We start from the raw sequence: 21,053 nt of genomic DNA, 5'->3' as shown, positions 1-21,053 counted from the left end.
GCCCGCGGGCGCGAACGAACCGGAGTGAGACGATGAGCAATGCAGCGAAGGAAGTCGTGGTGGTGAGCGGTGTCCGCACCGCGATCGGCGATTTCGGCGGAAGCCTGAAGGATTTCTCGCCGACCGATCTCGGGGCGAAGGTCGTCAGCGAAGTGTTGTCGCGCGCGAACGTGCCGGGCGATGCGGTCGGTCATGTCGTGTTCGGCCACGTCGTGAACACCGAGCCGAAGGACATGTATCTAGCGCGTGTCGCGGCGATCAACGGCGGCGTCGCGCAGCACACGCCGGCGCTGACCGTGAACCGCCTGTGCGGCTCGGGCCTGCAGGCAATCGTGTCGGCCGCGCAGACGATCATGCTCGGCGATGCCGACGTCGCGATCGGCGGCGGATCGGAGAGCATGAGCCGCGCGCCGTACAGCGTGCCGTCCGCGCGTTTCGGCCAGCGCATGGGCGACGCGAAGCTCGTCGACATGATGCTCGGCGCGCTGCACGATCCGTTTCAGACGATCCACATGGGCGTGACCGCCGAGAACGTCGCGAAGAAATACGGCATTTCGCGTGACGCGCAGGACGCGCTCGCGCTCGAATCGCATCGTCGCGCGGCGCGCGCGATCGCCGAAGGCCGCTTCAAGGATCAGATCCTGCCGATCTCGATCCGTACGAAGAAGGGCGAGGTCGCGTTCGACACCGACGAGCACGTGCGTCACGATGCGGGCCCCGACGACTTCTCGAAGCTGAAGCCGGTGTTCGTGAAGGAAGACGGCACGGTAACGGCCGGCAACGCGTCGGGGATCAACGACGCAGCTGCTGCAGTGCTGATGATGAGCGCGGATGCCGCGCGCGCGCAGGGCGTGAAGCCGCTCGCGCGTCTCGTCGCGTATGCGCATGCGGGCGTCGATCCGGCCTACATGGGCATCGGCCCGGTGCCGGCCACGCAGAAGGCGCTCGAGCGCGCCGGCCTGAAGGTCGCGGATCTCGACGTGATCGAGGCGAACGAGGCGTTCGCGGCGCAGGCATGCGCGGTCACGCAGGAACTCGGCCTCGATCCGGCCAAGGTCAATCCGAACGGCTCCGGCATTTCGCTCGGTCACCCGATCGGCGCGACGGGCGCACTGATTACGGTCAAGGCGCTGTACGAGCTGAAGCGCATTGGCGGGCGTTACGCGCTCGTGACGATGTGTATCGGCGGCGGCCAGGGCATTGCGGCGATCTTCGAGAACATCTGATAATCGACCGCTCAGTATCCGCATACACAGGAATCGTCATGGCCATCGAAACCGTCGGCGTCGTGGGCGCCGGAACCATGGGCAACGGCATTGCGCAAACCGCCGCCGTTGCAGGACTGAACGTCGTGATGATCGACGTCAGCGACGCGGCGCTCGACAAGGGCGTCGCCGCACTGAAGGGCAGCCTCGAGCGGCTCGTGTCGAAGGACAAGCTCGCGGCCGATGCACGCGATGCCGCGCTTGCGCGCATCGCGACGTCGACCGATTACGCAACGCTCGCCACGGTCGATATCGTGATCGAAGCCGCGACCGAAAACGTCGAGCTGAAAAGCCGCATCCTGAAGCAGATCGAGTCGGTCGCGCGACCTGACGCGATCATCGCGACCAACACGTCGTCGATCTCGATCACCGCGCTCGCTGCGCTGCTGGCCGACCCGTCGCGCTTCGTCGGCATGCACTTCTTCAACCCGGTGCCGCTGATGCCGCTCGTCGAGATCATCCGCGGGCTGCAGACGAGCGACGCGACCGCGTCCGCGGTGCGTGCGCTGACCGAGCGTTTCGACAAGTCGCCGATCGGCGTGCGCAATGCGCCGGGCTTCGTCGTGAACCGGATCCTCGTGCCGATGATCAACGAAGCGTTCTTCGTGCTGGCCGAAGGCATCGCGTCGGCCGAGGAGATCGACGCGGGGATGAAGCTCGGCGCGAACCATCCGATCGGGCCGCTCGCGCTGGCCGACCTCGTCGGGCTCGACGTGTGCCTCGCGGTGATGGACGTGTTCCTGAAGGACTTCGGCGATCCGAAATATCGCGCGTGCCCGCTGCTGCGCGAGATGGTGGCGGCCGGCAGGCTGGGGCGGAAGACGGGGCGCGGCGTGTACGACTACAGCAAGTAAGCCGCGCATCGGTGCTTGTTCTTACGGCCGCCTTCGGGCGGCCGTGTGCATTGAAGGGCGCGGCTTCGCATCGAGTGCCGGCAGCCCCGCAATAACCGCCGCTTCTGCATCGCGACAATCCGTCACGCCACCTTCGGCGGCGACGTCATCGCGTGGCTCAACGCCGCCGCATTGCCGATCGTCGTCCGCTCGGCAACCGTGCGTCGTTGCGCAGATGCGTCGAGCGGTCCGACGACGCGGCCGCACACCGCGCGTAACGCCGTCACGGGTGAGTGCGACTCCACGCATCGGGATTGCGCCACCCGCTTCGCCATTCAAAGCGACCGGGCCTTCGTTTCCGGCAGCAGCAGCACGGCGAGCAGCACCACACCATAGGCTGCACCCGAAAAGAGCGCGATGGCCAGCGCGAGGCCGAGCGAATGGCTCAGCATCCCGACGAGGCTCGGGAACAGCGCGCCGATGCCGCGTCCGAAGTTGTAGGTGAAGCTTTGCGCATTCGCGCGGAAGTTCGACGGATACAGTTCCGTCAGATACGCGCCCACTCCGCTGAAGATGCCGCATGAGGAAAAGCCGAGCGGAAATCCGAGCCACAGCATCTGCGCATTCGACAGCGGGACGGCCAGGTACACGCATACCGACACGAGAGACAGCGCGGAGAACAGCATGAAGTTGCGGCGGCGCCCCCACCAGTCGGAGAGGTACGCGCCGACGACATAGCCGCAGAACGACCCCACGATGATCACGAACAGATACGCGCCGGTGTCGAGCACGGACAGGTGTCGCTCGATCTTGAGAAACGCCGGCAGCCACGTCGACATCGCGTAGAAGCCGCCCTGGATGCCGGTGCAGAGCAGCGCGGCCAGCACCGTGCGCCGCGCGTGCGCGCGCGAGAAGATCGCCCACACCGACGGGCGGCTCCCGTGTTGTTTCCGCGCGGCGTCCGCCTGGACGAATACCGCCGGCTCGGGCACGTGCTTGCGTACGTACAGCACGAGCAGGGCAGGCACGATACCGACCCAGAACAGGCTGCGCCAGGCCAGCGACTCGGGAAGGACGGAAAACGCAATGCTGTAGAGAATCGCCGCGCCGCCCCAGCCGATCGCCCAGCCGCTCTGCACGAGGCCGACCGCCTTGCCGCGATGTGCGGGTGCGACGATCTCGCCGATCAGCACGGCGCCGACGGCCCATTCGCCGCCGAAGCCGAGCCCTTGCAGCGCGCGCAGCACGAAGATCTGCTCGAAGTTCTGCGCGAAACCGATGGCCAGCGTGCAGACGGAGAACCACAGGATCGTCCCCTGCAACACCTTGACCCGACCGTATCGGTCCGCGAGGATGCCGGCGATCCAGCCGCCCACGGACGAAAAAATCAGAGTCACGGTACTCAACAGGCCGGCCTTGCCGCGATCGAGGTCCCACAGGCTGATCAGGGAAGCCAGCACGAAGCTGAACACCATGAAGTCGAACGCATCGGTTGCCCAGCCGGCGAACGCGGCCTTGAACGCGCGCTTTCCGGCGGAATCGAGTTCGGCGTACCACGACGCGCGCGGCACGATTCGCAGTGCGGCTTCGTCGGCATCTCTCGTTGTCGTCATTGTTGTTGTTCGCGAAGTAGGAATGGCGCTATCGAAGCGCGGAAGACCGTTTGCCGCCCGCGAGTGCGCGCCGCACGACATCCGGCGTGGCCGGCGCCTCGCGGATGCGTACGCCGGTCGCGTGATGGATCGCGTTCAGGATGGCCGCGGCCGTCGGAACGAGCGCGGGCTCGCCGATGCCCTTCGCGCCGTACGGCCCGATCGCCGTCGGCGCTTCGATGAAGATCGACTGCACGTCCGGCATGTCGTGCACGGTCGGAATCACGTAGTCGTGCAGATTGTTGTATCGGCCCGGGTGATACTTCTCCATCAGCCCCATGCCGATGCCTTGCGCGACCGCGCCTTCGATTTGTCCTTCGAGCAGCGTCGGATTGACCATCCTGCCGACGTCGTGCGCGGCCACGACCTTGAGTACCCGCACGCGGCCGCTTTCGCAATCCACCGCGACCTCCGCCATTTGCGCGCCGAACGCGTAGGTTGCATAAGGCGTGCCTTGCCCCGACGCGTCGAGCGACGTGGTCGGCGGGTCGAAGCGTTCCTCGGCCGCGATGACGTAGCCGTGCGCGTCGACGGGCAGCGTCCGCAGATCCAGCGGGCGGCCGTCGACGATTATGCCGCGCGCATCCGATGAAATCCGCGCGGCGGGCGCCGCGCCGGCGAACGCGAGCAGCCGGTGGCGCAGCGCCGTGCCGGCAAGGAACGCCGCGCGTCCGGTGATGAAGGTGTGCCGCGACGCCGACGTGCGGCCGCAATCCGGCGACAGTGCGGTATCCGGACCGACGAACTGCAACCGGTCGACCGGTACGCCCAGTGCGTCGGCCGCGATTTGCGGAATGACAGTGTTCGCGCCTTGCCCGGCATCCACCGCGCCCTGGTGCAGCACGATCGTGCCGTCGCGGCGGATGCCGAAGCGCACGGTCGACGGGTTCGGCAGAGCCGTGTTGCCGCAGCCGTAGAAAAAGGCCGCGATGCCCACGCCATGACGAATGTGGCCGGACGCCGCCGCGTCGAGCGTCGCGATCCGCGCCCGTGCGTCGCGCCACGCGGGACGCAGCGCATCGAGGCAGGCGACGAGGCCGACGCTGTCGTCGAGCACTTGTCCCGTCGGCAGCGTATCGCCGGGGCGCAGCGCGTTCAGCGCGCGGAACTCGAGCGGATCGATGCCCGCTGCGAACGCCAATTCGTCGATCAACTGTTCCTGCGACATCGTCGTCTGCGGCACGCCGAAGCCGCGGAAAGCGCCGGCCGGCGTCACATGCGTATGAATTGCGCGCGTGTGCGCCGTGTAGTGCGGGATCACGTAAGGGCCGCCCGCATGCACGGGCACGCGGTTCGCGACGGCCGTGCCCCACGACGCGTACGCGCCGGTGTTGTAGTCGCCGTCGAACGTCACAGCGCGCAACCGGCCGTCGGCATCGGCGGCCATGCTGGACGTCATGCGGCCGGGATGACGCTTGGTCGACGTGGCCATCGACTCCTCGCGCGATAACACCATCGCGACGGGCCGGTCGAGATGCCACGCCGCGATCGCGAGCAGCGGCTGGACCGTCATGTCGAGCTTGCCGCCGAAGCCGCCGCCAACCGCGGTTGCGACGACGCGCACCTGCTCCGGCGGGACGCCGAGAATGCGCGCGAGATCGGCGCGATGCGGATGCGGCGCTTGCGTCGACGAATGGATTTCGATCACGTTGCCGACGCGTCGCGCCCAGCCGGCCTCCGGCTCGAGGTACGCATGCTCGACGAAACTGGATTCGAAGGTTGCGCTGACGACGTGCCGGGCGTCCCGTATCGCGCGCTCCGCGTCGCCGCGGCACACCACGCCCTCGATCAGCACGTTGCCGGGGCGATCGGCGTGCAGCCGCGGACTGTCGTCCAGCACGGCATCGGCGACCGCAAGCACCGGCGTCAGCGGTTCCCACCGCACCGGAAAACGATCGAGGTCCAGCGCCGCGATCGCGGCGCGCTCGCCGACGACCAGCGCGACCGCCTCGAGATGGTGGCGTGTTTCGGTATCCGGCAGGACCGGCTGGTCCGCATACGGCGTGGCGACGCCGTGCAGATTCAGGCCCGGCACATCGGCGCGGGTGAGCACGCGGTGCACGCCCGGATGCGCGTCGACGAATGCGGCGAGGTCGCCGAAGGTGAAACGTGCGCGGTGATGCGGGCACCGCACCGCGCGCACGAACAGGCTGTCGGCCGGATAGTCGTCGGCGCCGAAGCGCTGGCTGCCATCCACTTTTTCGGGGCCGTCGAGACGCGTGAGCGGCACGCCGACGGACGGCCCTTCGGCCGGCGCATGCGTGCGGCACCGCGCGGCCGCGCCGCATCCGACTTCAGTGACCGCGTCGACGATTTTCTGATAGCCGGTGCAGCGGCACAGCACGCCGTCGATCGCAGCCCGTGCACCGGCGCGGTCGCGCACGTCGCCGGCATCGATAGCCGCCGCTGCCGCGGTGAGCATGCCGGGCGTGCAGAAGCCGCATTGCACGGCCTGATGGGCGAGAAACGCCTGCTGCAGGCTGCTGCCGCAGCGGGTGCCGGCGGCAAGGCCTTCGACGGTGACGATACGGCGCCCGGCGATTTGTCCGACCGGGATCAGGCACGCATAACGTGCGTCGCCGTCGACGATTACCGTGCAGCTGCCGCAGTCGCCCTGGCGGCAGCCTTCCTTGGTGCCGAACTGGCGCAGATCCGCACGCAGATGGTCGATGAGGCGCTGCGAACGGTCTGCCGGCAGGCGTCGCCGCGTGCCGTTGAGGTCGAACCAGTCCGGTTCCGGCGCATGTGCGGCGCGGTCGGCCGAGTTGATTTCGCGAACATCGGCGAGCGGTTCAGGCGGGGAATGCGCCACGGGCGTTCTCCTCGATGCAGCATGTGAAAGCGCGTGCGATCGCCAGCCGCGCGAGATGGAGGCGGTGCAGCGCGGTCGCGCGGCAGTCGTCGGCCGGCGACAGCTCCGCCAGCGGCGACGTGGCGATCACGTCGGCCAATTCGTCGCGACGCCGGCCGGCCAGCGCATTTTCCAGCACCGGCATCCGGCGCGCAACGTCGGAGGCGCCGCCGACGGCGACGGCGGCTTCCTCTATCGTGTGCCCGGCGCGCACGCGCAACCGTGCGGCGGCCGACACCACGGCGATCGCCGCGCCGTCGCGATTCGTGCACTTGATGAACGACGTGCGCGCGCCCGCGCGCGGGAGCGCGAACTGCAGCGCGACCAGCAATTCGTCGGCGGCCAGCGCAGTCCGGTGGTTGCCGAGCACGAATTCGGCCAACGGCCGGCGTCGCACGCCGCGCACACTGGCCAGCTCGACGCTCGCATCGAGCGCGAGCAGCGCGGGGATGCCGTCCGCGACGGCCGACGCATGGCACACGTTTCCGCCGATCGTGCCCTGGACGCGGATTTGCCGGGGGCCGATCGAAGCGGCGGCGTCGGTGAGCGCGACGGGCAGCCATGCCGTGCGGGCGATGGCGTCCCACGTGACGGCCGCGCCGATACGGACGACGCCGTCATGCCGTTCGATGCGGCGCAGCGCGTCGACGCCGCTGATGTCCAGCCACGCCGAGCGCGCCGGCACGAGCCCGATATCGGCAAATGCGTCGGTGGCGCCGCACACGATGCGCGGCCGCGCCTGCGCGGCGAGCGTATCGAGCACTTCGTCGACCGTAGTGGCGCGAATGTAGTTCATCTCAAGCCGTCTGCATCGTCATGATCGTGAAGGGCGGCATCGGCGCCGGCACACGCGCGAGCGTCGGCCGCCGCATCCTTGCGCACGACCCGCAGCACGCTGTCGATGACGAACGCTTCCCAGCGGCGCACGGCCTCCGGCGCGGTCAGATCCTCGCCGAGGAACGCGGACAACGTGTGGCGGTTCGACGTATAAAAATACGCGGCCGAAATGATCAGCAGGAAAACGTCGCGCGGGTTCAGGTCCGTGCGGAACAGTCCCTGTTCTACGCCGCTGTCGAGAATCCTGGCCACGGTCCGCACCGCATGCGACGAATATTCGCCGCGACGTTCGAGCCGGGACAAATGCTTGCCCTGGTGCAGATTCTCGGTGTTGAGCAGCGTGATGAAATCCGGATTGCGCCAATAGTAGTCCAGCTTGAAGCGGACCACGGTCTTGAGCGCTTCCACGGGATCCGACGGATCGGGCGCCATCTTCAGCTCCGCCTCGTCCATGCGCCGATAGATGCCTTCGAGCACCGCGACGAACAGGCCCTCCTTGCTCCCGTAGTAGTAGTAAATCATCCGGTCATACGACTTCGCCAGCCTGGAGATGCGCTCCACGCTGCCGCCTTCGTAGCCGTAGCGCGCGAAGACCTTGGTCGCCGCGCGCAGGATCTTGTCGCGGGTTTCCTGGGCTGCTGCCTCCCGGACACCGGTTCCGCGCACCGCCTTGGGTTTTGCTGCTTGAGTCATACCGCTCCTGTGACGGCCGGCAACCTCATCTTGCCGCCTGAAAGAAACCTGAAACAGCGGCATTCCTCGAACTTTCATACAGGGAACGCTACATGAATTCCGGATTCTACGGAACTCTTGTCGGCTTCGCAACAAATCATAAATATTCAATAAATTCAAGATATTGAAGTCATCATCAGGGACACCTTCTTGGGCATGAAGTGCTGGCAATCGAAATCTTCACATTTTTATTTTGAGAAACTGATGCTACCATTCGTTTGTGGAGTACTCACTACACGAAATGTTAATTTCAGGTTGGCAGAGGCCGATGCCGGCAAGCAGGAGATAGACGAATGAACAACGAACTCGACGATGCCTGCAGCACGCTCGCTGCGCGGACGCCATGGAAACCGCTCGCCGACCCGGGCGGCGCCGAAGCAGCGCCGGCCTTTGACGCAGTCACGTCTCAATCGCTGCCGTCGTCCGACATGCACGTGTTGCGCGACGTCTCGCGCGCGATGGCGCACGATGCGCCGCCCGCGACGCGCGTCGCGACACTGCTCGAATCCGCGCTGCGCGGCGCGGCGGCAACGTGGGGCGTGATCGCCGTCCTGCGCGACGGCGGCTGGGAGGCGGTCGCCGAGGCGACGGCCGCGAACGCGGCCCACCCCGAACGGCGGCCGGTCGACCGGCTGCCCGTGCCGATCATTGCCGCCGCCGTGCACCTGCGCAACGGCATGGTGCTGCGCGATGCGTGCGCCGCCGACCATTGGCGAACCGACGACTATGTGCGCCGCCGCAAGCCGCGTGCCGTGATCTGCATGCCGATACGGTGCGATGGCGAATTGACCGGTGCGCTGTATCTCGAGCATCGCGATGTGCCGGGCGTGTTCACGCCGGCGAAGGCCGCGCTGGTCGAGGTCGTTGCGCTTCATGCAGGCTGCGTGCTCGAGAATTTGCGGCTGCGCGACGAGCTGCGCGCGCAGCGCGCGCGCCTGTGCAGCGTCGAAGCCGCGATGCGCGAAACCCGATCGGAAATGGATCGCAACAGTCGGCTGACGGCGTATGGAGAGCTAGCCGCGTCGATCGTGCACGAGGTCGCCCAGCCCATCACCGCGATCGACACGTCCGCGCGTGCCGGGCTGAAATGGCTCGATCGCACCGCACCGAATCTCGAAGCCGCCCGGGAAATGCTGGCGCACATCTGTGCGTGCACGGTGCGCGCGCGGACCATCATCGGTGCGCTGCGTGCGCGGGCGCGGCGCGCGGCGCCCGAGTTCGCGGTGTTCGACCTCGCGGATGCGCTGCGCGAGGCCGGGGAGATACTGGAAAGCACGCTGGACGCGATGAAGGTGAAATTGCGCGTCGACGGATGTGCGTCCGCGATACCGGTGCGCGGCGAACGCGTGCAGCTGCAGCAGGCCATCATCAGTCTGCTGATGAACGGCGCGGAATCGATGATGGGCACCCGTGAAGACGCGCGTGTCATCGTCCTGACATGTGAGTCCGACACGAGCCTGCTGCGCATCCGGATCGACGACAACGGCGACGGCTTCGATCCGCAGCTGGCGGCGCGTCTGTTCGAGCCGTTGTTTACGACCAAACCGCACGGAATGGGGATGGGGCTTTCCATCTGCAAGTCCATTGTCGAAGCGCACCACGGGCAGCTCGAGCTCGCGCCTCGCGGCGACGGTGGAACGCGGGCCACGGTCACGCTGCCGGTTGCTTCGATATGAGCGGACACGGCGCGATCGCCGTACGTCGCCCGAAAGGGCGCATGCGGAGATCGAGCCGGTGCCTATACAAACGTATGCGGCGTCTTATGCCGACGCGTCACTCGGCTAGCTGCAGATGCTATGGAGCGCGTCCACACGTCACCGTATGCTGGCTGCACCGGTCACGATTCGCGTAGACGGCGGCTCGGCCGACACGTCGGCGAGCCGGCCGGAATACACGTGCTTGTCGATACGACACCAGACATCCAAGGAACCCATCATGAAACTCCGACACATCGTCGTAACCGGCGGCCTGGCCGTCGCCCTGCTCGCCGGCGTGAATGTGCGCGCGTTCGCAGACGAACGCCCCGATACAGCCGCGGCGGATGCAGCGCAGACTTCGACGCCCGCAGCCGGCTCGTCGAAGAAGGCGGTGCGCGCCGCCAATCGCACGTTCTCGCGCTCCGTTCAGAAGGCGCTGTCCCGGACGAAGGGCCTTGAAGGGACGCCGATCGTCGTGTTCGGCAACGCGTCGACCGGACGCGTGACGCTGACCGGCCAGGTCGACAGCGAAGACCAGGATCATCTGGCGGTCGACGCGGCGCGGAAAGTGCGCGGCGTCACGTCGGTCAACAGCAAGATCACGCTGCGCGCGGAAGGCGGCGCCTGAGCGACGGACGCCCGCACGCGCCGTGCCAGCGCGCGGACGGGCGTCCGCTTTCACACGACCGACACGACTGGATGGGAGAAACGGCGATGGCGACACTGCCTGAAGCGGACATCATGATTCGCACGTTGATCAATGTCCTCGACCCTTCGCTGGAACAACGCGATGTTTGCCGGCAAGCGCAGCGCACGCGCTACAAGGCGCGCCGCCTCGGCCTGCGCCGATGCGACGACGGCGACACGCTCACGCGGGACGAACGGCTTTACGCGATCGAGGTGATCGAGTGCCTGTCGTCGTCCATGATCAGCGTTTCATGGAGCGACCCGCGTTCGGGACGGTATACCGAGCAGATCTGGTGCAGCAGCCGCGCACGCGCGCCCGCGGTCTGTGCGTTGACGGGAAGCGCGATCGCGCGCGGCGATCGCGTGTTCCGTCCGCGCTCCAGCGACGTGTGCCTCACCGCGAACCGGGAACGCATGATTCTCGCGGCGACCATTCAGCCGCGCACCGGCGTCGCGGCGCCGGACACGCTCGAGCCGCACGCGTGATGCGGGTGGCGCGTGCGGCGGCGGCTTTAGGCCGGTGGTACCGTCACGACGATCAGCGCCGCACCGCGAAGGCGCTCGGCCAGATCGAAATGGACCGGTCGTTCGCGCCACCAGCGCGCGAACCCGCTGCTGGCGCGGTGCCCTACGACGATCATGTCCGGACGTGTGGTCAACGCATGCGCGGCGACGGCGTCGACCGCGCGTCCGAACCGCAGGAAGCCGCGCGCGACGATGCCGTCGTTCGCCAGTTTGCCAATCGCGCGGTCAAGCGCGTCGCGCGCGAATTCCTCGAGGCGATGGTGCGCGAGATCGGTGAGCAGTCCCGCCGACTGCGCGTTCGCGGTGACGGGATCGACCACGGTCACGATGTCGACCGCGGCGGACAGTGCGCGCGACAGTGCCGCGCATCGCACGAGCGCGGCCTGTGCCTCGTCGGTTCCGTCATAGACGAGTAGCATTCTGGAAAGTGCTGACATGTTTCGTGTCGAATAGTAGGCGCCCGGCCGCATTCACCGCGGCGGATGCGATTGCCTACACTGAACACGCGATGCACGTCGTTTATTCCGTCGCCGTTCGTGCATTTTTCGCGCGGCGCGGCGCGGTGCGCGATGCGGATCAACGTGAATCGAACGGCACGCGACAGCGGGCAGCGGGCGTCAGCCGTCGCTCGCGGAGCCCGCGAAATTGCCGCGCGGCGTTCGTGTTGCGTCGGCGCCGCCGAGCGCAATGCGGATCGCATTGCGTGCGCGCGATATCCGGCTCATGACGGTGCCGACCGGAATGTCGAGCGAGTGCGCGGCCTCGCGGTAGCTGAGGCCGTCGATGCTGACGAGCAGTAGCGTGACGCGCTGCGGCTCCGGCAACCGCTCGACGGCATCGACGATCTGGCGGACGGCGACTGCGGTTTCGGATGCGGCGCGCGGATCAGCGACCGTTTCCAGCAGCGCGTCGCTGTATTCGAGCAGCAGGCGGTCGCGACGATTGCGTCGCCGCAACTCGTTGAGCCAGATCGAATGGACGATCGAGAAGACCCAACTGACCGGCGCCGTGTCGGTTCGCAGTTGATGAACCCGCTCGAGCGCGCGAATGCATGCACGCTGCACCAGTTCGTCCGCGTCGTGTCGATTCGCGGTCAGACGCAGCGCGAACGAACGGAGGCGCGGCAGCATGTCGGGAAGCATCGCTGAGAATTCGGTTTGCTTCATTGGCTGACGGGCGTGCGGATACATCGGGCGAAATGCGGTCACGGCCCGCGCGCTGGCAAGGGCGCCTGCGGTGCGCGCGCGAGCCGGGGCCGACACGAAGAGGGCCGTTCAATGCCCGGAATAGAGTTTCCGCAGCGCGTCCAGCTCGCCGTTCTGTCGCGCCGCGGCGAGCTCCTGACGGACTTCCGCGCGCGTCTTTGCCATCGGCGCGAGCGGCGACCAATGGCTTGCTGCCTGCACGTCGTAATTTCCGGCGACCGTTTCCGCCGGCGATGCCGCGTATGCCGATGCGGTCAGTGCGAGTGCGGCAAACGCGAAGGTGATTTTTGACATGCTCATGCGAGGCTCCTGAAGTGGGATGGATCGGAACGTGTTCGCGTCACCCGATGGCGCGCGAGCCTGACGGGCCCGTGGCGTCGTGTTTGCATCAGGTGCCGCCGTGTGTGTATTGAGCGCCGGGAAGGTATCTCCCGTGTGTCCCGGGCGCGGCGTTTTGCAATGCCGTGTATCCGCGCCGAAGCCCGATACATTCGGATACCAATGTGTGGGGCGACGCATGTCCGCACGACGCGGGACGCGCGGTGCGAGCGGTTCGCGGGTGTGTTCCCGCGCGCACGCCGATGCACGACGTGCGGTCATGCGCTCGACGATGTCGCGGAATTCGGTGAACCGCGCAGCCGTTCGCATGCGCGGTTGCATCGGTGAATCGCGACTGGAATAATTCGGGGGTTCGCGTGTTTTCATTGGTGCCGGCAAAGTGGGTGATCGTTGGGTCGTCGTCCGCATGCACGGCCGCGACGTGCCCGCCCGAACGGATGCGAACGGGGCATCCCGCTTCGATGCGGCTGCAGCAGTGCATGCGTCGCGATGCCATCGCGCCGCCGCGCGGCCATCCCAGCAAATTCACCAGCGAATAGTTCAATGCCCGAGATCACCATGCCCAACATCGCGACTTCATCCGGCGATCGGAGTGCCCGTGTCGTCTATGTCGTCGACGACGACGAATTCGTGCGTGCCGCGCTCGTCAGCCTGTTGCGCTCGATCGATCTGGAGGTGTACGCATTCGCGTCGACCGAGGCGTTTCTCGCGGCGCCGAAGGCAACGGGCCCGTCTTGCCTCGTGCTCGACGTTCGATTGCGCGGGCAGAGCGGGATCGCGTTTCAGAAGTCGCTGGTCGAGAATGGCGGTCCGCAGATGCCGATCATCTTCATGACCGGGCACGGCGACATCGCGATGACGGTGAAGGCGATGAAGGCCGGCGCGATGGACTTCCTGACGAAGCCGTTTCACGATCAGGAAATGATCGACGCGGTGGTCGCGGCGCTCGACCGCGACGCGCAGCGGCTGGAGGCCAGCCAGTCGCTGCTCGATTTGCGCGAATGCTGGGAATCGCTGACGCCGCGGGAGCGGGAAGTGCTGCAACACGTCGCGACAGGCCTGATGAACAAGCAGGTCGCGGGCAACATGGGCATCGCCGAGATCACGGCCAAGATCCATCGCGGTCAGGCGATGCGCAAGATGAAGTGTCGCTCGGTCGCTGAACTCGTGCGCAAGATGACCGCGCTCGGCATTGAACTGCCGTCGCGCTAGCGACGGCGCCATCGGGAGAAAGCCGACCCATACGTAGATATGGTGGCGGTCGGGCGGCGAGGCGGTATGCTGGCAACTTGTGTTGCTGCATTTGGGACGAGCGCGCTCGTTCCCCTGGCCATAAGTACGAATGCCTCTTTCACTCTCAGTCACCGATCTCGTAGCGATTGTCGACGACGATCCGTTCGTGCGCGCCGCCGTGAGAAGCTTCGTGCGTGCGCTCGGCGGCGATGCGCGCGAGTTTGCGTCGGCGCAGGCATTCCTCGTGTCCGACATGGTCGCACGCACGCGCTGTCTGATCTGCGACATCCAGCTGCCCGGGATGGACGGGATCGACTTGCTGGCGCGGATCGAAGCCGCCGGCGTGCGCATTCCGACCATATTCGCGACGGCGTTCGCCACCGGCCGCCAACGCGAGCGCGTGCGCGCGAGCGCCGCGGTGTGCCTCCTCGAAAAACCGATCGATGCGCGAGAACTCGAAGGGTGGCTCGCCCGCGCGCTGCGACAGCGCTGACCGATCGGCGGCAGCCTGGCCCGGCGACCTAAACCTTCGTAGGGGGTGAATGGCCGCTCGTTTGATGGTGCAGGCCCCCTCGCGCGTGTTTTCATCTGTCTTGTGCCGTCCGCTGCGACGGCGACAGGAGAACGAAGATGGCGCACCTTCCCACCTTATCGTCAGCGACTTTGTTTGAATCTCGGGCCACGCGCGGCCTGCGCGGCATCGCCCGCGCGGTGTTCCCGCATTCGCGCGAACGCGTCGCGTTGGCGGTGTGCCTGATGATCGTCGGCGGCGTTGCATGGGTCGCGGCCGGCATGTACGACGCGCGCACGACGTTCGCGAACGCATTGCGCCCGGCGGCAGGTAATGGCCTGCTGATCGCCGCCGTCGCGACACTCGCGTTCATGCTGGTCGCGACCGCGCTGTGGGCGTGGTTGCGGATGCTGAGGCTGGACGCGACCGTGCGCGACCTCGCGGATGCGATCGACAAGCAAGGTATAGAAGCGCTCCCCGATACGTGGGCCGAACGCGGCGCGCCGTCGATCGCGACCCTCGCACGCGCGATCAACGGCGCGCACCGCCAGCACGCGGAGCGCATGACGGAATTGCTGCACGTGCTGGCCGCCTATGCGCACGACCTGCGCACGCCGCTGACTCGGCTGATGCTGCGCAGCGGGATGCTCGATGACGGCGTGTTGCGCGATGCGATCGAGCGCGATCTGGCCGAGATGGCAGAACTCGTCGACGCGAGCCTCGCGTGCGCGCGGCTCCAATGCAGCGTGCCCGAGCCGCCGCGCCGCGTCGACGCGGACGAGATGCTCGGTGTGCTGGTCGGCAGCTATCGCGACGCGGGCCTGACCGTCGATCTCGACGGACGGGTCGGGCGTCCGCTCGTGACGTTCCCGCACGCGCTGCGCCGCGTGCTCGTCAATCTGATCGATAATGCGCTGCGCTACGGGGGCGAGGTGCGCCTGTGTGTGCGGGTCGACGGACGGCACGTGATGCTGACCGTGCTGGATTCGGGGCCGGGTATCGTGCCGGCGGAGCTGGAGGCGGTGTTCAAACCCTGGTACCGCGCGCCGCAGACCTCGGCCCGCGCCCCGGGTTCAGGACTGGGGCTGGCGATCGCGCGCCGGCTGACGCGGGCGATGCAGGGGGACCTGCAACTGAACAATCGCAGCACCGGCGGCCTCGAGGCGAGGGTGACGCTGCCGCTCGCTCCCGCATGAACGCAGCGCCCGGAAACCGTCCGTCGTTCGAAGCCCGTTCCGCATCGGGCGAGCGCGATCCGGCCGCGTGCATGGCGGGTCGCCCGAGCCGGATGCCGGCGTTTCGTCCGGTACATTGCGATACGCCGCCGACATATGCGGGATACATCGCAGGTGTTTAATCGGAAGGCCGGGCGCGGCTGCCAGAGATGACCGCGCAACGAAGGCAAGGTTTCGAAACAACGGGAGGCACGATGCCCGATCCTCACACGATGTCGCCGCGCGTTGCGTCGTTCGTGCTGCTCGGCGCGCTGTTGACGGCATGCGGATACGGCGCGACGTTTTTGCTGTCGATGCATTTTCGTTCGACGGGCGGCGGCGATTTCGATACCGGCGTCGCGCTGGTCGAGGCCATGGTCGGCGCGTTGATCGGCCTGCCGCTGGTCGCATGGCTCGCCCGTTCGATCGGCACCGCACGTACGACGGCGCTGGCCGCGCTGGTCGTCGGCGCGGGCGTTGTCGGCTTCGCGCTGATCGATCGCACCGGTTCGCTGAGCGCCGTGCCCGGGTTGCTGGTCGGCGTCGGCTGGGGCGCGTTCTACCTCGCCGCACCGATGATGCTCGCGGAGCGCACCACCGATACCGAACGCGAGCGCTGGTTCCTGCGGTTCGGATCGTTTCAGATGGCAGGCGTCGGCGGCGGCCCGGCCGTCGCGGCGCTCGCGATACGCAACCTGCACTGGACGACGGGGACGGTGTTCTGCGCCGTCGGCGGATTGTGCGCGATGGCCGCCGTCATGCTCGAATGCTTCGGGCGCCTGTCGCCGGCGTCGCCGGCATCATTGCCCGCTGCGCCGCCGGTGCGCGAACGCTGGGTTCGGGACATGGGCGCGATTGCCCGCACGCACGCAATCTATCCGATCGCGATCATCGCGCTCGGCTCGAGCGTCTTCTCGGGGTTGATGACGTTCCAGATGTCGATGGCGCCGGAAACCGGCGTGAAGGCCGGAACGTTCTTCGGGCTCTATTCGGCCACGGTGGTCGTCATACGCTGGCTGCTCAGCGCGCTGGTGATCCGGATGCGCGTCGATGCAACCACGCAGATCCTGCTCGGCTTCATGATCCTCAGCGTCGCGGTGACGTTCGCCGTGCCGCATCACGCACTCCTGCATTCGGCCAGCGCCGTGCTGCTCGGCACGGGCTACGGCCTCATCTATCCGATCGTTCAGGCGCAAGCGGTCAACAGCGCCGATGCACGGCATCGGCGCGCGGTGCTCACATGGTTCGTCGCATCGTACTTCGTCGGCGTGTTCGGATTTCCGGCGCTCGGCAGCCTGGTGCTGGTCACGATGGGCAGGACGATGCTGCTGACGCTCATCGCCGCCTGCGGGCTGGCGGCGTTCCTGCTGTCCGTCGTCGAGCACCGCAAGCGGGTGTCGCTCGCGGCGTTCTGAGACGAACGGAACCGGCGTCCCGCCGCGTGCGGGCGCGCCATGCTCTCGTTCAGCCGGCCGCTCTCTCGAGAATCGTGCGGACTTCGTCGAGCAGCCCCGGAATGGCGCAATGGCTCGTATGCGCGACACGCAGGACGCCATCGATCGTGCACGCGCCGATGACCTGATCGTCAGCGAAACCCGACGTCACGAACGGCCCCCACAGCGCGTCGAGCGTCACGCCGTTGTACGCCGCCGCGATCGGTTGATTGCCCAGATTCGACAGCAGGACGTCGAAGGCGAGCACGCCCGACAGGAAACCGGCCGCGTGTTCGACGCTCGGCCGCGCCGCCATCGCGGTATCCAGCGCCTTCAGCTCCGCTGCGATGCGGGCGCGCGTTCGAGCGGGCGCGAGATCCTCCTTGATCTTGCGGGCGGCAGTCCACAAGTCGGTGCCGCGCGGGTGATCGTCGATCGTGACGGTCTGGGTGATGTACACGCCATTCGCGACGCCCGCGTCGCCGGCTAGATCGCGTACGTCGATCGGCGTGACGGTTCTCAATGCGCGCGCGGCCCATTCGCTCGACAGGCGCCGTCCCGCTTCATGAACGGCCGCGGCAAGTGCGCCGTGCACGGTCGTGCGCTCTTGCCGCGCGCGCGCGGCGATGCGGCGCGTGGCTTCGGTCGAAAGCGCGACCGCGTCGACGTGCGGCAGCTCCGGTGTGTCCGCACGGAACGGCTTCGGCTGCGGAGCGGCAAGCGGCGCGGGCAGCACGGCCGCGTCATTCAGGTCGGCCTCGAGCAGCGTCTCGAGCGACTGCACCAGCGGCAGCGGCGCCGCGTACTCGCCCGTCAGCGTGCGCAGCAGTTCTTCTATCAGATACGCGGCGCCCATGCCGTCGAGCACGGAGTGATGCGCGACGAGAATCAGCGCCGACGTCGATTCGCGCTGCAACAACGTCGCGCGCAGCAGCGGCGCTGTCGCCCAGTCGAAGCGCGTCGCGATTTCGCGGGCCGTTTCGGCTTGCCATGACGTTGCGTCGTGCTCGATCACGCGCAACGGCACCGTGGCCCCCGGTACGGAATGGAACGCCGAATTCTGCTGCGCGTCGATGGCGATACAGCTCGACAGCAGCGGGTGTCGGCGCTGGAGCGCCTGAAACGCAGCGCGCCATGCGCCCGGCGCGAATCGCCGATCGATCTCCGCGACCATCGCGAAATGCGTCGGCCGATTCTGGTCCAGCAACCAGAACAGATGTTCCGTGCTGCCAAGCGCGCGCATGTGCGCCGGCGCGTGCGCCATACGATCGTCGATTTCCTGCTGCCCGTTCTGCACCGTTTCACTCCCGAAGGGTTGTCCGCATCGACAGAACACCCGATGGCGGCGTGCTATTCCAATGAGCGTGAATCGGTGGGCGAGCCGGACGACTTGTTCGGAAGCCTCTGCATATCGGTACGTCGGCCATGCGTCGCACGTTTTCCAGGCGACGATGCGTTGCCTGGCCTCGGCGCGACCTGTATCCGCCAACACGCTTCGCTTCGCGAATGGCTCGCAGCCTGGAGCAGCGAATTTGTTTCTCAATGTGTACGCGCCCGGAATGGATACGCGACGTTGCAATAGCCCGGCGTCGGGACACATGACCGATACGTGGCCGCGCTCTAATGCATCCGGAAGACGGAATACGTGCTTCGTTCATTCACCACCCACCACGACGATACCGATCATGAGCCAGCAAACCAGAGTTCTGTACACCGGCAAGACTCGCACCACCGGCGGGCGCGACGGCGCGGCCCGCAGTGCCGATGGCCGCCTCGACGTGAAGCTGTCCGGGCCAAGCTCGGCCGCGCCCGGCACGAATCCCGAGCAACTGCTGGCAGCGGGCTGGTCCGCATGCTTCATCGGTGCGATGGGGCTGGCCGCGCAACGGCTGGAGGTTGCGCTGCCGCGCGACACGCATGTCGACGCGGAAATCGACCTGGCCACGGCCGACGGCGCGTACTTCCTGCAGGCCCGGCTGAACGTCAGCGTGCCGGGCGTCGACGCGGCGCTCGCGCGCGCGCTCGTCGATGCCGCACACCAGACGTGCCCGTATTCGAAGGCGACGCGCGGCAACATCGACGTGGTCGTCTCGGTGATCTGACGCGCATCGCCCCCAACACCGCCGGCGTTGCGCCGGCGTGCTGCGATCCGGCCGATCGGGTGAGCCTCGACGGCTGATGGAATATCGGTGCCGTCCAGCTGTTTACGTGGGCTGTAGGGGTGTTGCCCGTTCAATTTCGCCTAAACCCATGGATACACGTCAGATACGGCCGTTTGTCAGCGTCGGGCCGGTTGCATGTTACGGAGATCGACGCAGATGACCGCAGCCGAACTGTCCGCCATGCTGCCCGAGATGCTTCCGCGCCTGTGGGCGTTCGCACTGCGCATCTCGGGCGATCGGCACGACGCCGAGGATCTCGTGCAATGCGCGTGCGTGCGCGCACTCGAACGCGCGCATCAGTTGCGGCCCGGCACGGCGCCGCTCAGCTGGATGTTCTCGATCGTCCAGTCCACCTGGCTCAACGAACTCCGCGCACGCAGCGTGCGCCGGCGCTCGGGCATGGACTGGGACGACGACCTTCTCGAAACCATCTCCGATCCTGCCGCACCGACACTGGAGCAGCAGGCGCTGGATGCTCAGATCGTCAGGGCCGTTCAGCAGCTTCCCGAAGCGCAGCGCGTGGTGATGTTGCTGGTCGGCGTGGAAGGCCTCAGTTACAGCGAAGCAGCGGACGTGCTGGACGTGCCCATCGGTACGATCATGAGCCGGCTTTCACGCGCTCGCCAGGCGATCGGCGCGCTGTTCAGCGACCGGCACGAACGATCCGCGAAAAGCGCGGCGACCAGTGAGGATCAGGGGGCATGAATATGGACGACATCGTGCTCATGGCATACGTGGACGGAGAGCTCACGTCGCACCAGCGCGAGGAAGTCGACCGGGCGATCGGAACGTCGGCCGACATCGCGACGCGGGTGGCGCTGTTCGAAGCGTCGGTGCTGCCCTATCGGCGCGCGTTTCAGCGTCATCCGTGGCCGCCGGTGCCGCAGAGCCTGATCCGGAAGGTCGCGGACATCGCGCATGCGCATGCGTCGCCGGCGGCGCTCAGCGCCTCCGGCGACGCGTCTCGGCGCGCGTCGCACGCAGCGCAGCCCGGTGTGCGGGGGCGGCATTCCGCGCCGCTTCGTCCGCGCATGCGCGCGATAGCGCCGTGGCTCGCGGCCGCGTTCGTCGCCGGGGCATTCTGCAGCGCCGCCATATTGCGGTTCGCGCCGCGGCCCGCGTCGGTGAGTGCGCAGACGCAGATGTCGCCGTGGATCATGGCGGCCGTCAATTATCAGCGGCTCTATACGCGCGACACCGTTGCGTTCGACTCGGCGAACGTCGCCGCCGCCGCGCATATGCTCGACACGATTCGCCGGGACGACGGACTAGGAATACGGATTCCCGACCTGCGCCCGGCCGGGCTGGCGTTCAAGCGCATTCAGCGTCTGAACTTCAATCGCAAACCGCTGGTGCAGATCGTCTATCTGCCCGACAAAGGCTCGCCCGTCGCGCTGTGCGTGATGAAAGACGAACGGCCCGATACCGTGCTCGATCGCCAGCAGGTCGGCAACATGGACGTCGCTACGTGGCGCCGCTCAGGCGTCGCCTATGCGCTGATCGCCGCACGCGGCGATGCGGACCTCGGCGCGCTCGGCGACCGGATCGTCGACAGCCAGCGATCGTGACGAGCGGCGGCGACCGCGCAGAAAGGATTCCACATAAAAGTATCGTGCTGCACGCGATCGTGCGCGTGTGGGCTGCGCGGCCATGCCGGTCGAATGCGATGCAACGCATCGCGATGCGGGCGGCTTGTCCGGCAACCGGCCGTCGGCGGAACCGGGTACAAAGCGATACAAACCGGACAAACACCGGATACATCGTCGACTTCTAATCTCCGATGGGCGGCGTGCCGGATGGCCGTCCGCGCGACGCGCGATGCCCGAACCGACGGCAGCCCGCGCGACAGATGAACTGAAACTACATACCGTTTGGGG

At 67.1% G+C, this 21,053-nt stretch carries 22 protein-coding genes; 13 read left to right on the top strand and 9 right to left on the bottom strand.

What is annotated here, in order from left to right; all coding sequences use genetic code 11:
- Positions 1–32 precede the first annotated feature (32 nt).
- Both bktB and WK25_RS17165 read left to right on the top strand, forming a co-directional pair.
- Positions 33–1,226: a beta-ketothiolase BktB gene (bktB, locus tag WK25_RS17170; protein ID WP_038570730.1), complete on the top strand. Its 1,194-nt coding sequence runs from the start codon at positions 33–35 to the stop codon at positions 1,224–1,226.
- A 38-nt stretch (positions 1,227–1,264) separates the two neighbouring features.
- Positions 1,265–2,119, top strand: a complete 855-nt coding sequence (locus WK25_RS17165; protein ID WP_059546007.1) for a 3-hydroxybutyryl-CoA dehydrogenase — start codon at positions 1,265–1,267, stop codon at positions 2,117–2,119.
- A 122-nt stretch (positions 2,120–2,241) separates the two neighbouring features.
- On the opposite strand, the gene WK25_RS31320 is transcribed toward WK25_RS17165, so the two are convergent.
- The 5 genes from WK25_RS31320 to WK25_RS17145 are packed head-to-tail and all read right to left on the bottom strand — an operon-like array spanning position 2,242 to position 8,131.
- On the bottom strand, positions 2,242–2,385 hold the full coding sequence (locus WK25_RS31320) for a hypothetical protein (protein WP_156789054.1): 144 nt from the start codon (positions 2,383–2,385) through the stop codon (positions 2,242–2,244).
- A gap of 48 nt (positions 2,386–2,433) precedes the next feature.
- The gene (locus WK25_RS17160; RefSeq protein WP_069242189.1) at positions 2,434–3,711 is read right to left on the bottom strand and encodes an MFS transporter; all 1,278 of its coding nucleotides are present in this window, start codon (positions 3,709–3,711) and stop codon (positions 2,434–2,436) included.
- A gap of 28 nt (positions 3,712–3,739) precedes the next feature.
- Positions 3,740–6,562, bottom strand: coding sequence for a molybdopterin-dependent oxidoreductase (locus tag WK25_RS17155; protein ID WP_069242188.1), 2,823 nt, complete (start codon positions 6,560–6,562; stop codon positions 3,740–3,742).
- Positions 6,543–7,397 carry an FAD binding domain-containing protein gene (locus WK25_RS17150; protein ID WP_038570724.1) on the bottom strand — a complete coding sequence of 285 codons (855 nt, stop codon included), beginning with the start codon at positions 7,395–7,397 and terminating at the stop codon, positions 6,543–6,545. The genes WK25_RS17155 and WK25_RS17150 overlap by 20 nt, the downstream gene beginning before the upstream one ends.
- A complete protein-coding gene (locus WK25_RS17145; RefSeq protein WP_080294419.1) occupies positions 7,394–8,131 on the bottom strand; it encodes a TetR/AcrR family transcriptional regulator in 738 nt (245 codons plus the stop codon). Before WK25_RS17145 ends, WK25_RS17150 begins: the two co-directional genes overlap by 4 nt.
- Before the next feature lie 332 nt (positions 8,132–8,463).
- Between WK25_RS17145 and WK25_RS17140 the strand changes: the two genes are divergently transcribed.
- The 3 genes from WK25_RS17140 (at position 8,464) to WK25_RS17130 (ending at position 11,040) form a co-directional block, all read left to right on the top strand.
- Positions 8,464–9,846, top strand: coding sequence for a sensor histidine kinase (locus WK25_RS17140; RefSeq protein WP_069242187.1), 1,383 nt, complete (start codon positions 8,464–8,466; stop codon positions 9,844–9,846).
- A gap of 259 nt (positions 9,847–10,105) precedes the next feature.
- Positions 10,106–10,495 (top strand): BON domain-containing protein, encoded by a 390-nt coding sequence (locus tag WK25_RS17135; RefSeq protein ID WP_069242186.1) that lies wholly within the window; start codon positions 10,106–10,108, stop codon positions 10,493–10,495.
- Between the two features lie 86 nt (positions 10,496–10,581).
- Positions 10,582–11,040, top strand: a complete 459-nt coding sequence (locus WK25_RS17130; protein WP_038570719.1) for a DUF3331 domain-containing protein — start codon at positions 10,582–10,584, stop codon at positions 11,038–11,040.
- A gap of 26 nt (positions 11,041–11,066) precedes the next feature.
- Here the strand turns inward: WK25_RS17130 and WK25_RS17125 are convergent, their stop codons facing one another.
- The 3 genes from WK25_RS17125 to WK25_RS32115 form a co-directional block, all read right to left on the bottom strand.
- Entirely contained in the window at positions 11,067–11,516 is a 450-nt protein-coding gene (locus tag WK25_RS17125; RefSeq protein WP_226208994.1) for a universal stress protein, read from the bottom strand.
- 180 nt (positions 11,517–11,696) lie between these two features.
- On the bottom strand, positions 11,697–12,245 hold the full coding sequence (locus WK25_RS17120; RefSeq protein WP_069242184.1) for an RNA polymerase sigma factor: 549 nt from the start codon (positions 12,243–12,245) through the stop codon (positions 11,697–11,699).
- Positions 12,246–12,353: 108 nt separating this feature from the next.
- A complete protein-coding gene (locus WK25_RS32115; protein WP_226208996.1) occupies positions 12,354–12,944 on the bottom strand; it encodes a DUF4148 domain-containing protein in 591 nt (196 codons plus the stop codon).
- 237 nt (positions 12,945–13,181) lie between these two features.
- Here WK25_RS32115 and WK25_RS17110 point away from each other — a divergent pair, with 237 nt between their 5' ends.
- The 4 genes from WK25_RS17110 to WK25_RS17095 all read left to right on the top strand — a co-directional run bounded on the left by WK25_RS17110 (position 13,182) and on the right by WK25_RS17095 (position 16,996).
- A complete protein-coding gene (locus tag WK25_RS17110) occupies positions 13,182–13,835 on the top strand; it encodes a response regulator transcription factor (protein ID WP_156432166.1) in 654 nt (217 codons plus the stop codon).
- A 130-nt stretch (positions 13,836–13,965) separates the two neighbouring features.
- A complete protein-coding gene (locus WK25_RS17105) occupies positions 13,966–14,349 on the top strand; it encodes a response regulator transcription factor (protein WP_069242183.1) in 384 nt (127 codons plus the stop codon).
- A gap of 137 nt (positions 14,350–14,486) precedes the next feature.
- The gene (locus tag WK25_RS17100) at positions 14,487–15,563 is read left to right on the top strand and encodes a sensor histidine kinase (RefSeq protein ID WP_038570710.1); all 1,077 of its coding nucleotides are present in this window, start codon (positions 14,487–14,489) and stop codon (positions 15,561–15,563) included.
- 233 nt (positions 15,564–15,796) lie between these two features.
- Positions 15,797–16,996, top strand: a complete 1,200-nt coding sequence (locus WK25_RS17095; RefSeq protein ID WP_226208999.1) for an MFS transporter — start codon at positions 15,797–15,799, stop codon at positions 16,994–16,996.
- Positions 16,997–17,045: 49 nt separating this feature from the next.
- Here WK25_RS17095 and WK25_RS17090 read toward each other — a convergent pair whose 3' ends face one another.
- Positions 17,046–18,176, bottom strand: coding sequence for a condensation domain-containing protein (locus WK25_RS17090; RefSeq protein WP_226209025.1), 1,131 nt, complete (start codon positions 18,174–18,176; stop codon positions 17,046–17,048).
- Here WK25_RS17090 and WK25_RS32110 point away from each other — a divergent pair.
- From WK25_RS32110 to WK25_RS17075, 4 genes are all read left to right on the top strand, one after another.
- Positions 18,060–18,596: a hypothetical protein gene (locus WK25_RS32110; RefSeq protein ID WP_226209027.1), complete on the top strand. Its 537-nt coding sequence runs from the start codon at positions 18,060–18,062 to the stop codon at positions 18,594–18,596. The genes WK25_RS17090 and WK25_RS32110 overlap by 117 nt on opposite strands.
- 103 nt (positions 18,597–18,699) lie before the next feature.
- Positions 18,700–19,116 (top strand): organic hydroperoxide resistance protein, encoded by a 417-nt coding sequence (locus WK25_RS17085; protein ID WP_069242181.1) that lies wholly within the window; start codon positions 18,700–18,702, stop codon positions 19,114–19,116.
- A 216-nt stretch (positions 19,117–19,332) separates the two neighbouring features.
- Positions 19,333–19,881, top strand: coding sequence for an RNA polymerase sigma factor (locus WK25_RS17080; RefSeq protein WP_038570702.1), 549 nt, complete (start codon positions 19,333–19,335; stop codon positions 19,879–19,881).
- Complete coding sequence (locus tag WK25_RS17075) at positions 19,878–20,744, top strand: anti-sigma factor family protein (RefSeq protein ID WP_069242180.1); 867 nt, start codon at positions 19,878–19,880, stop codon at positions 20,742–20,744. The genes WK25_RS17080 and WK25_RS17075 overlap by 4 nt, the downstream gene beginning before the upstream one ends.
- Positions 20,745–21,053: the final 309 nt, after the last annotated feature.

It is taken from the genome of Burkholderia latens (assembly GCF_001718795.1).
Taxonomy (GTDB): Bacteria; Pseudomonadota; Gammaproteobacteria; order Burkholderiales; family Burkholderiaceae; genus Burkholderia; species Burkholderia latens_A.
The sequence above is the reverse complement of the archived record's forward strand: the minus strand, read 5'-3'. Positions and strand labels throughout refer to the sequence as shown.

Coding starts and splice junctions, on each gene's coding strand:
- WK25_RS17120 (WP_069242184.1), bottom strand. CDS start 12,245: ATGAAGCAAACCGAATTCTCAGCGATGCTTCCCGACATGCTGCCGCGC.
- WK25_RS17140 (WP_069242187.1), top strand. CDS start 8,464: ATGAACAACGAACTCGACGATGCCTGCAGCACGCTCGCTGCGCGGACG.
- WK25_RS17110 (WP_156432166.1), top strand. CDS start 13,182: ATGCCCAACATCGCGACTTCATCCGGCGATCGGAGTGCCCGTGTCGTC.
- WK25_RS17125 (WP_226208994.1), bottom strand. CDS start 11,516: ATGTCAGCACTTTCCAGAATGCTACTCGTCTATGACGGAACCGACGAG.
- WK25_RS17145 (WP_080294419.1), bottom strand. CDS start 8,131: ATGACTCAAGCAGCAAAACCCAAGGCGGTGCGCGGAACCGGTGTCCGG.
- WK25_RS17135 (WP_069242186.1), top strand. CDS start 10,106: ATGAAACTCCGACACATCGTCGTAACCGGCGGCCTGGCCGTCGCCCTG.
- WK25_RS32115 (WP_226208996.1), bottom strand. CDS start 12,944: ATGCAACCGCGCATGCGAACGGCTGCGCGGTTCACCGAATTCCGCGAC.
- WK25_RS17165 (WP_059546007.1), top strand. CDS start 1,265: ATGGCCATCGAAACCGTCGGCGTCGTGGGCGCCGGAACCATGGGCAAC.
- WK25_RS32110 (WP_226209027.1), top strand. CDS start 18,060: ATGGAACGCCGAATTCTGCTGCGCGTCGATGGCGATACAGCTCGACAG.
- WK25_RS17095 (WP_226208999.1), top strand. CDS start 15,797: ATGCCCGATCCTCACACGATGTCGCCGCGCGTTGCGTCGTTCGTGCTG.
- WK25_RS17100 (WP_038570710.1), top strand. CDS start 14,487: ATGGCGCACCTTCCCACCTTATCGTCAGCGACTTTGTTTGAATCTCGG.
- WK25_RS17105 (WP_069242183.1), top strand. CDS start 13,966: ATGCCTCTTTCACTCTCAGTCACCGATCTCGTAGCGATTGTCGACGAC.
- WK25_RS17085 (WP_069242181.1), top strand. CDS start 18,700: ATGAGCCAGCAAACCAGAGTTCTGTACACCGGCAAGACTCGCACCACC.
- bktB (WP_038570730.1), top strand. CDS start 33: ATGAGCAATGCAGCGAAGGAAGTCGTGGTGGTGAGCGGTGTCCGCACC.
- WK25_RS17150 (WP_038570724.1), bottom strand. CDS start 7,397: ATGAACTACATTCGCGCCACTACGGTCGACGAAGTGCTCGATACGCTC.
- WK25_RS17080 (WP_038570702.1), top strand. CDS start 19,333: ATGACCGCAGCCGAACTGTCCGCCATGCTGCCCGAGATGCTTCCGCGC.
- WK25_RS17160 (WP_069242189.1), bottom strand. CDS start 3,711: ATGACGACAACGAGAGATGCCGACGAAGCCGCACTGCGAATCGTGCCG.
- WK25_RS17075 (WP_069242180.1), top strand. CDS start 19,878: ATGAATATGGACGACATCGTGCTCATGGCATACGTGGACGGAGAGCTC.
- WK25_RS17130 (WP_038570719.1), top strand. CDS start 10,582: ATGGCGACACTGCCTGAAGCGGACATCATGATTCGCACGTTGATCAAT.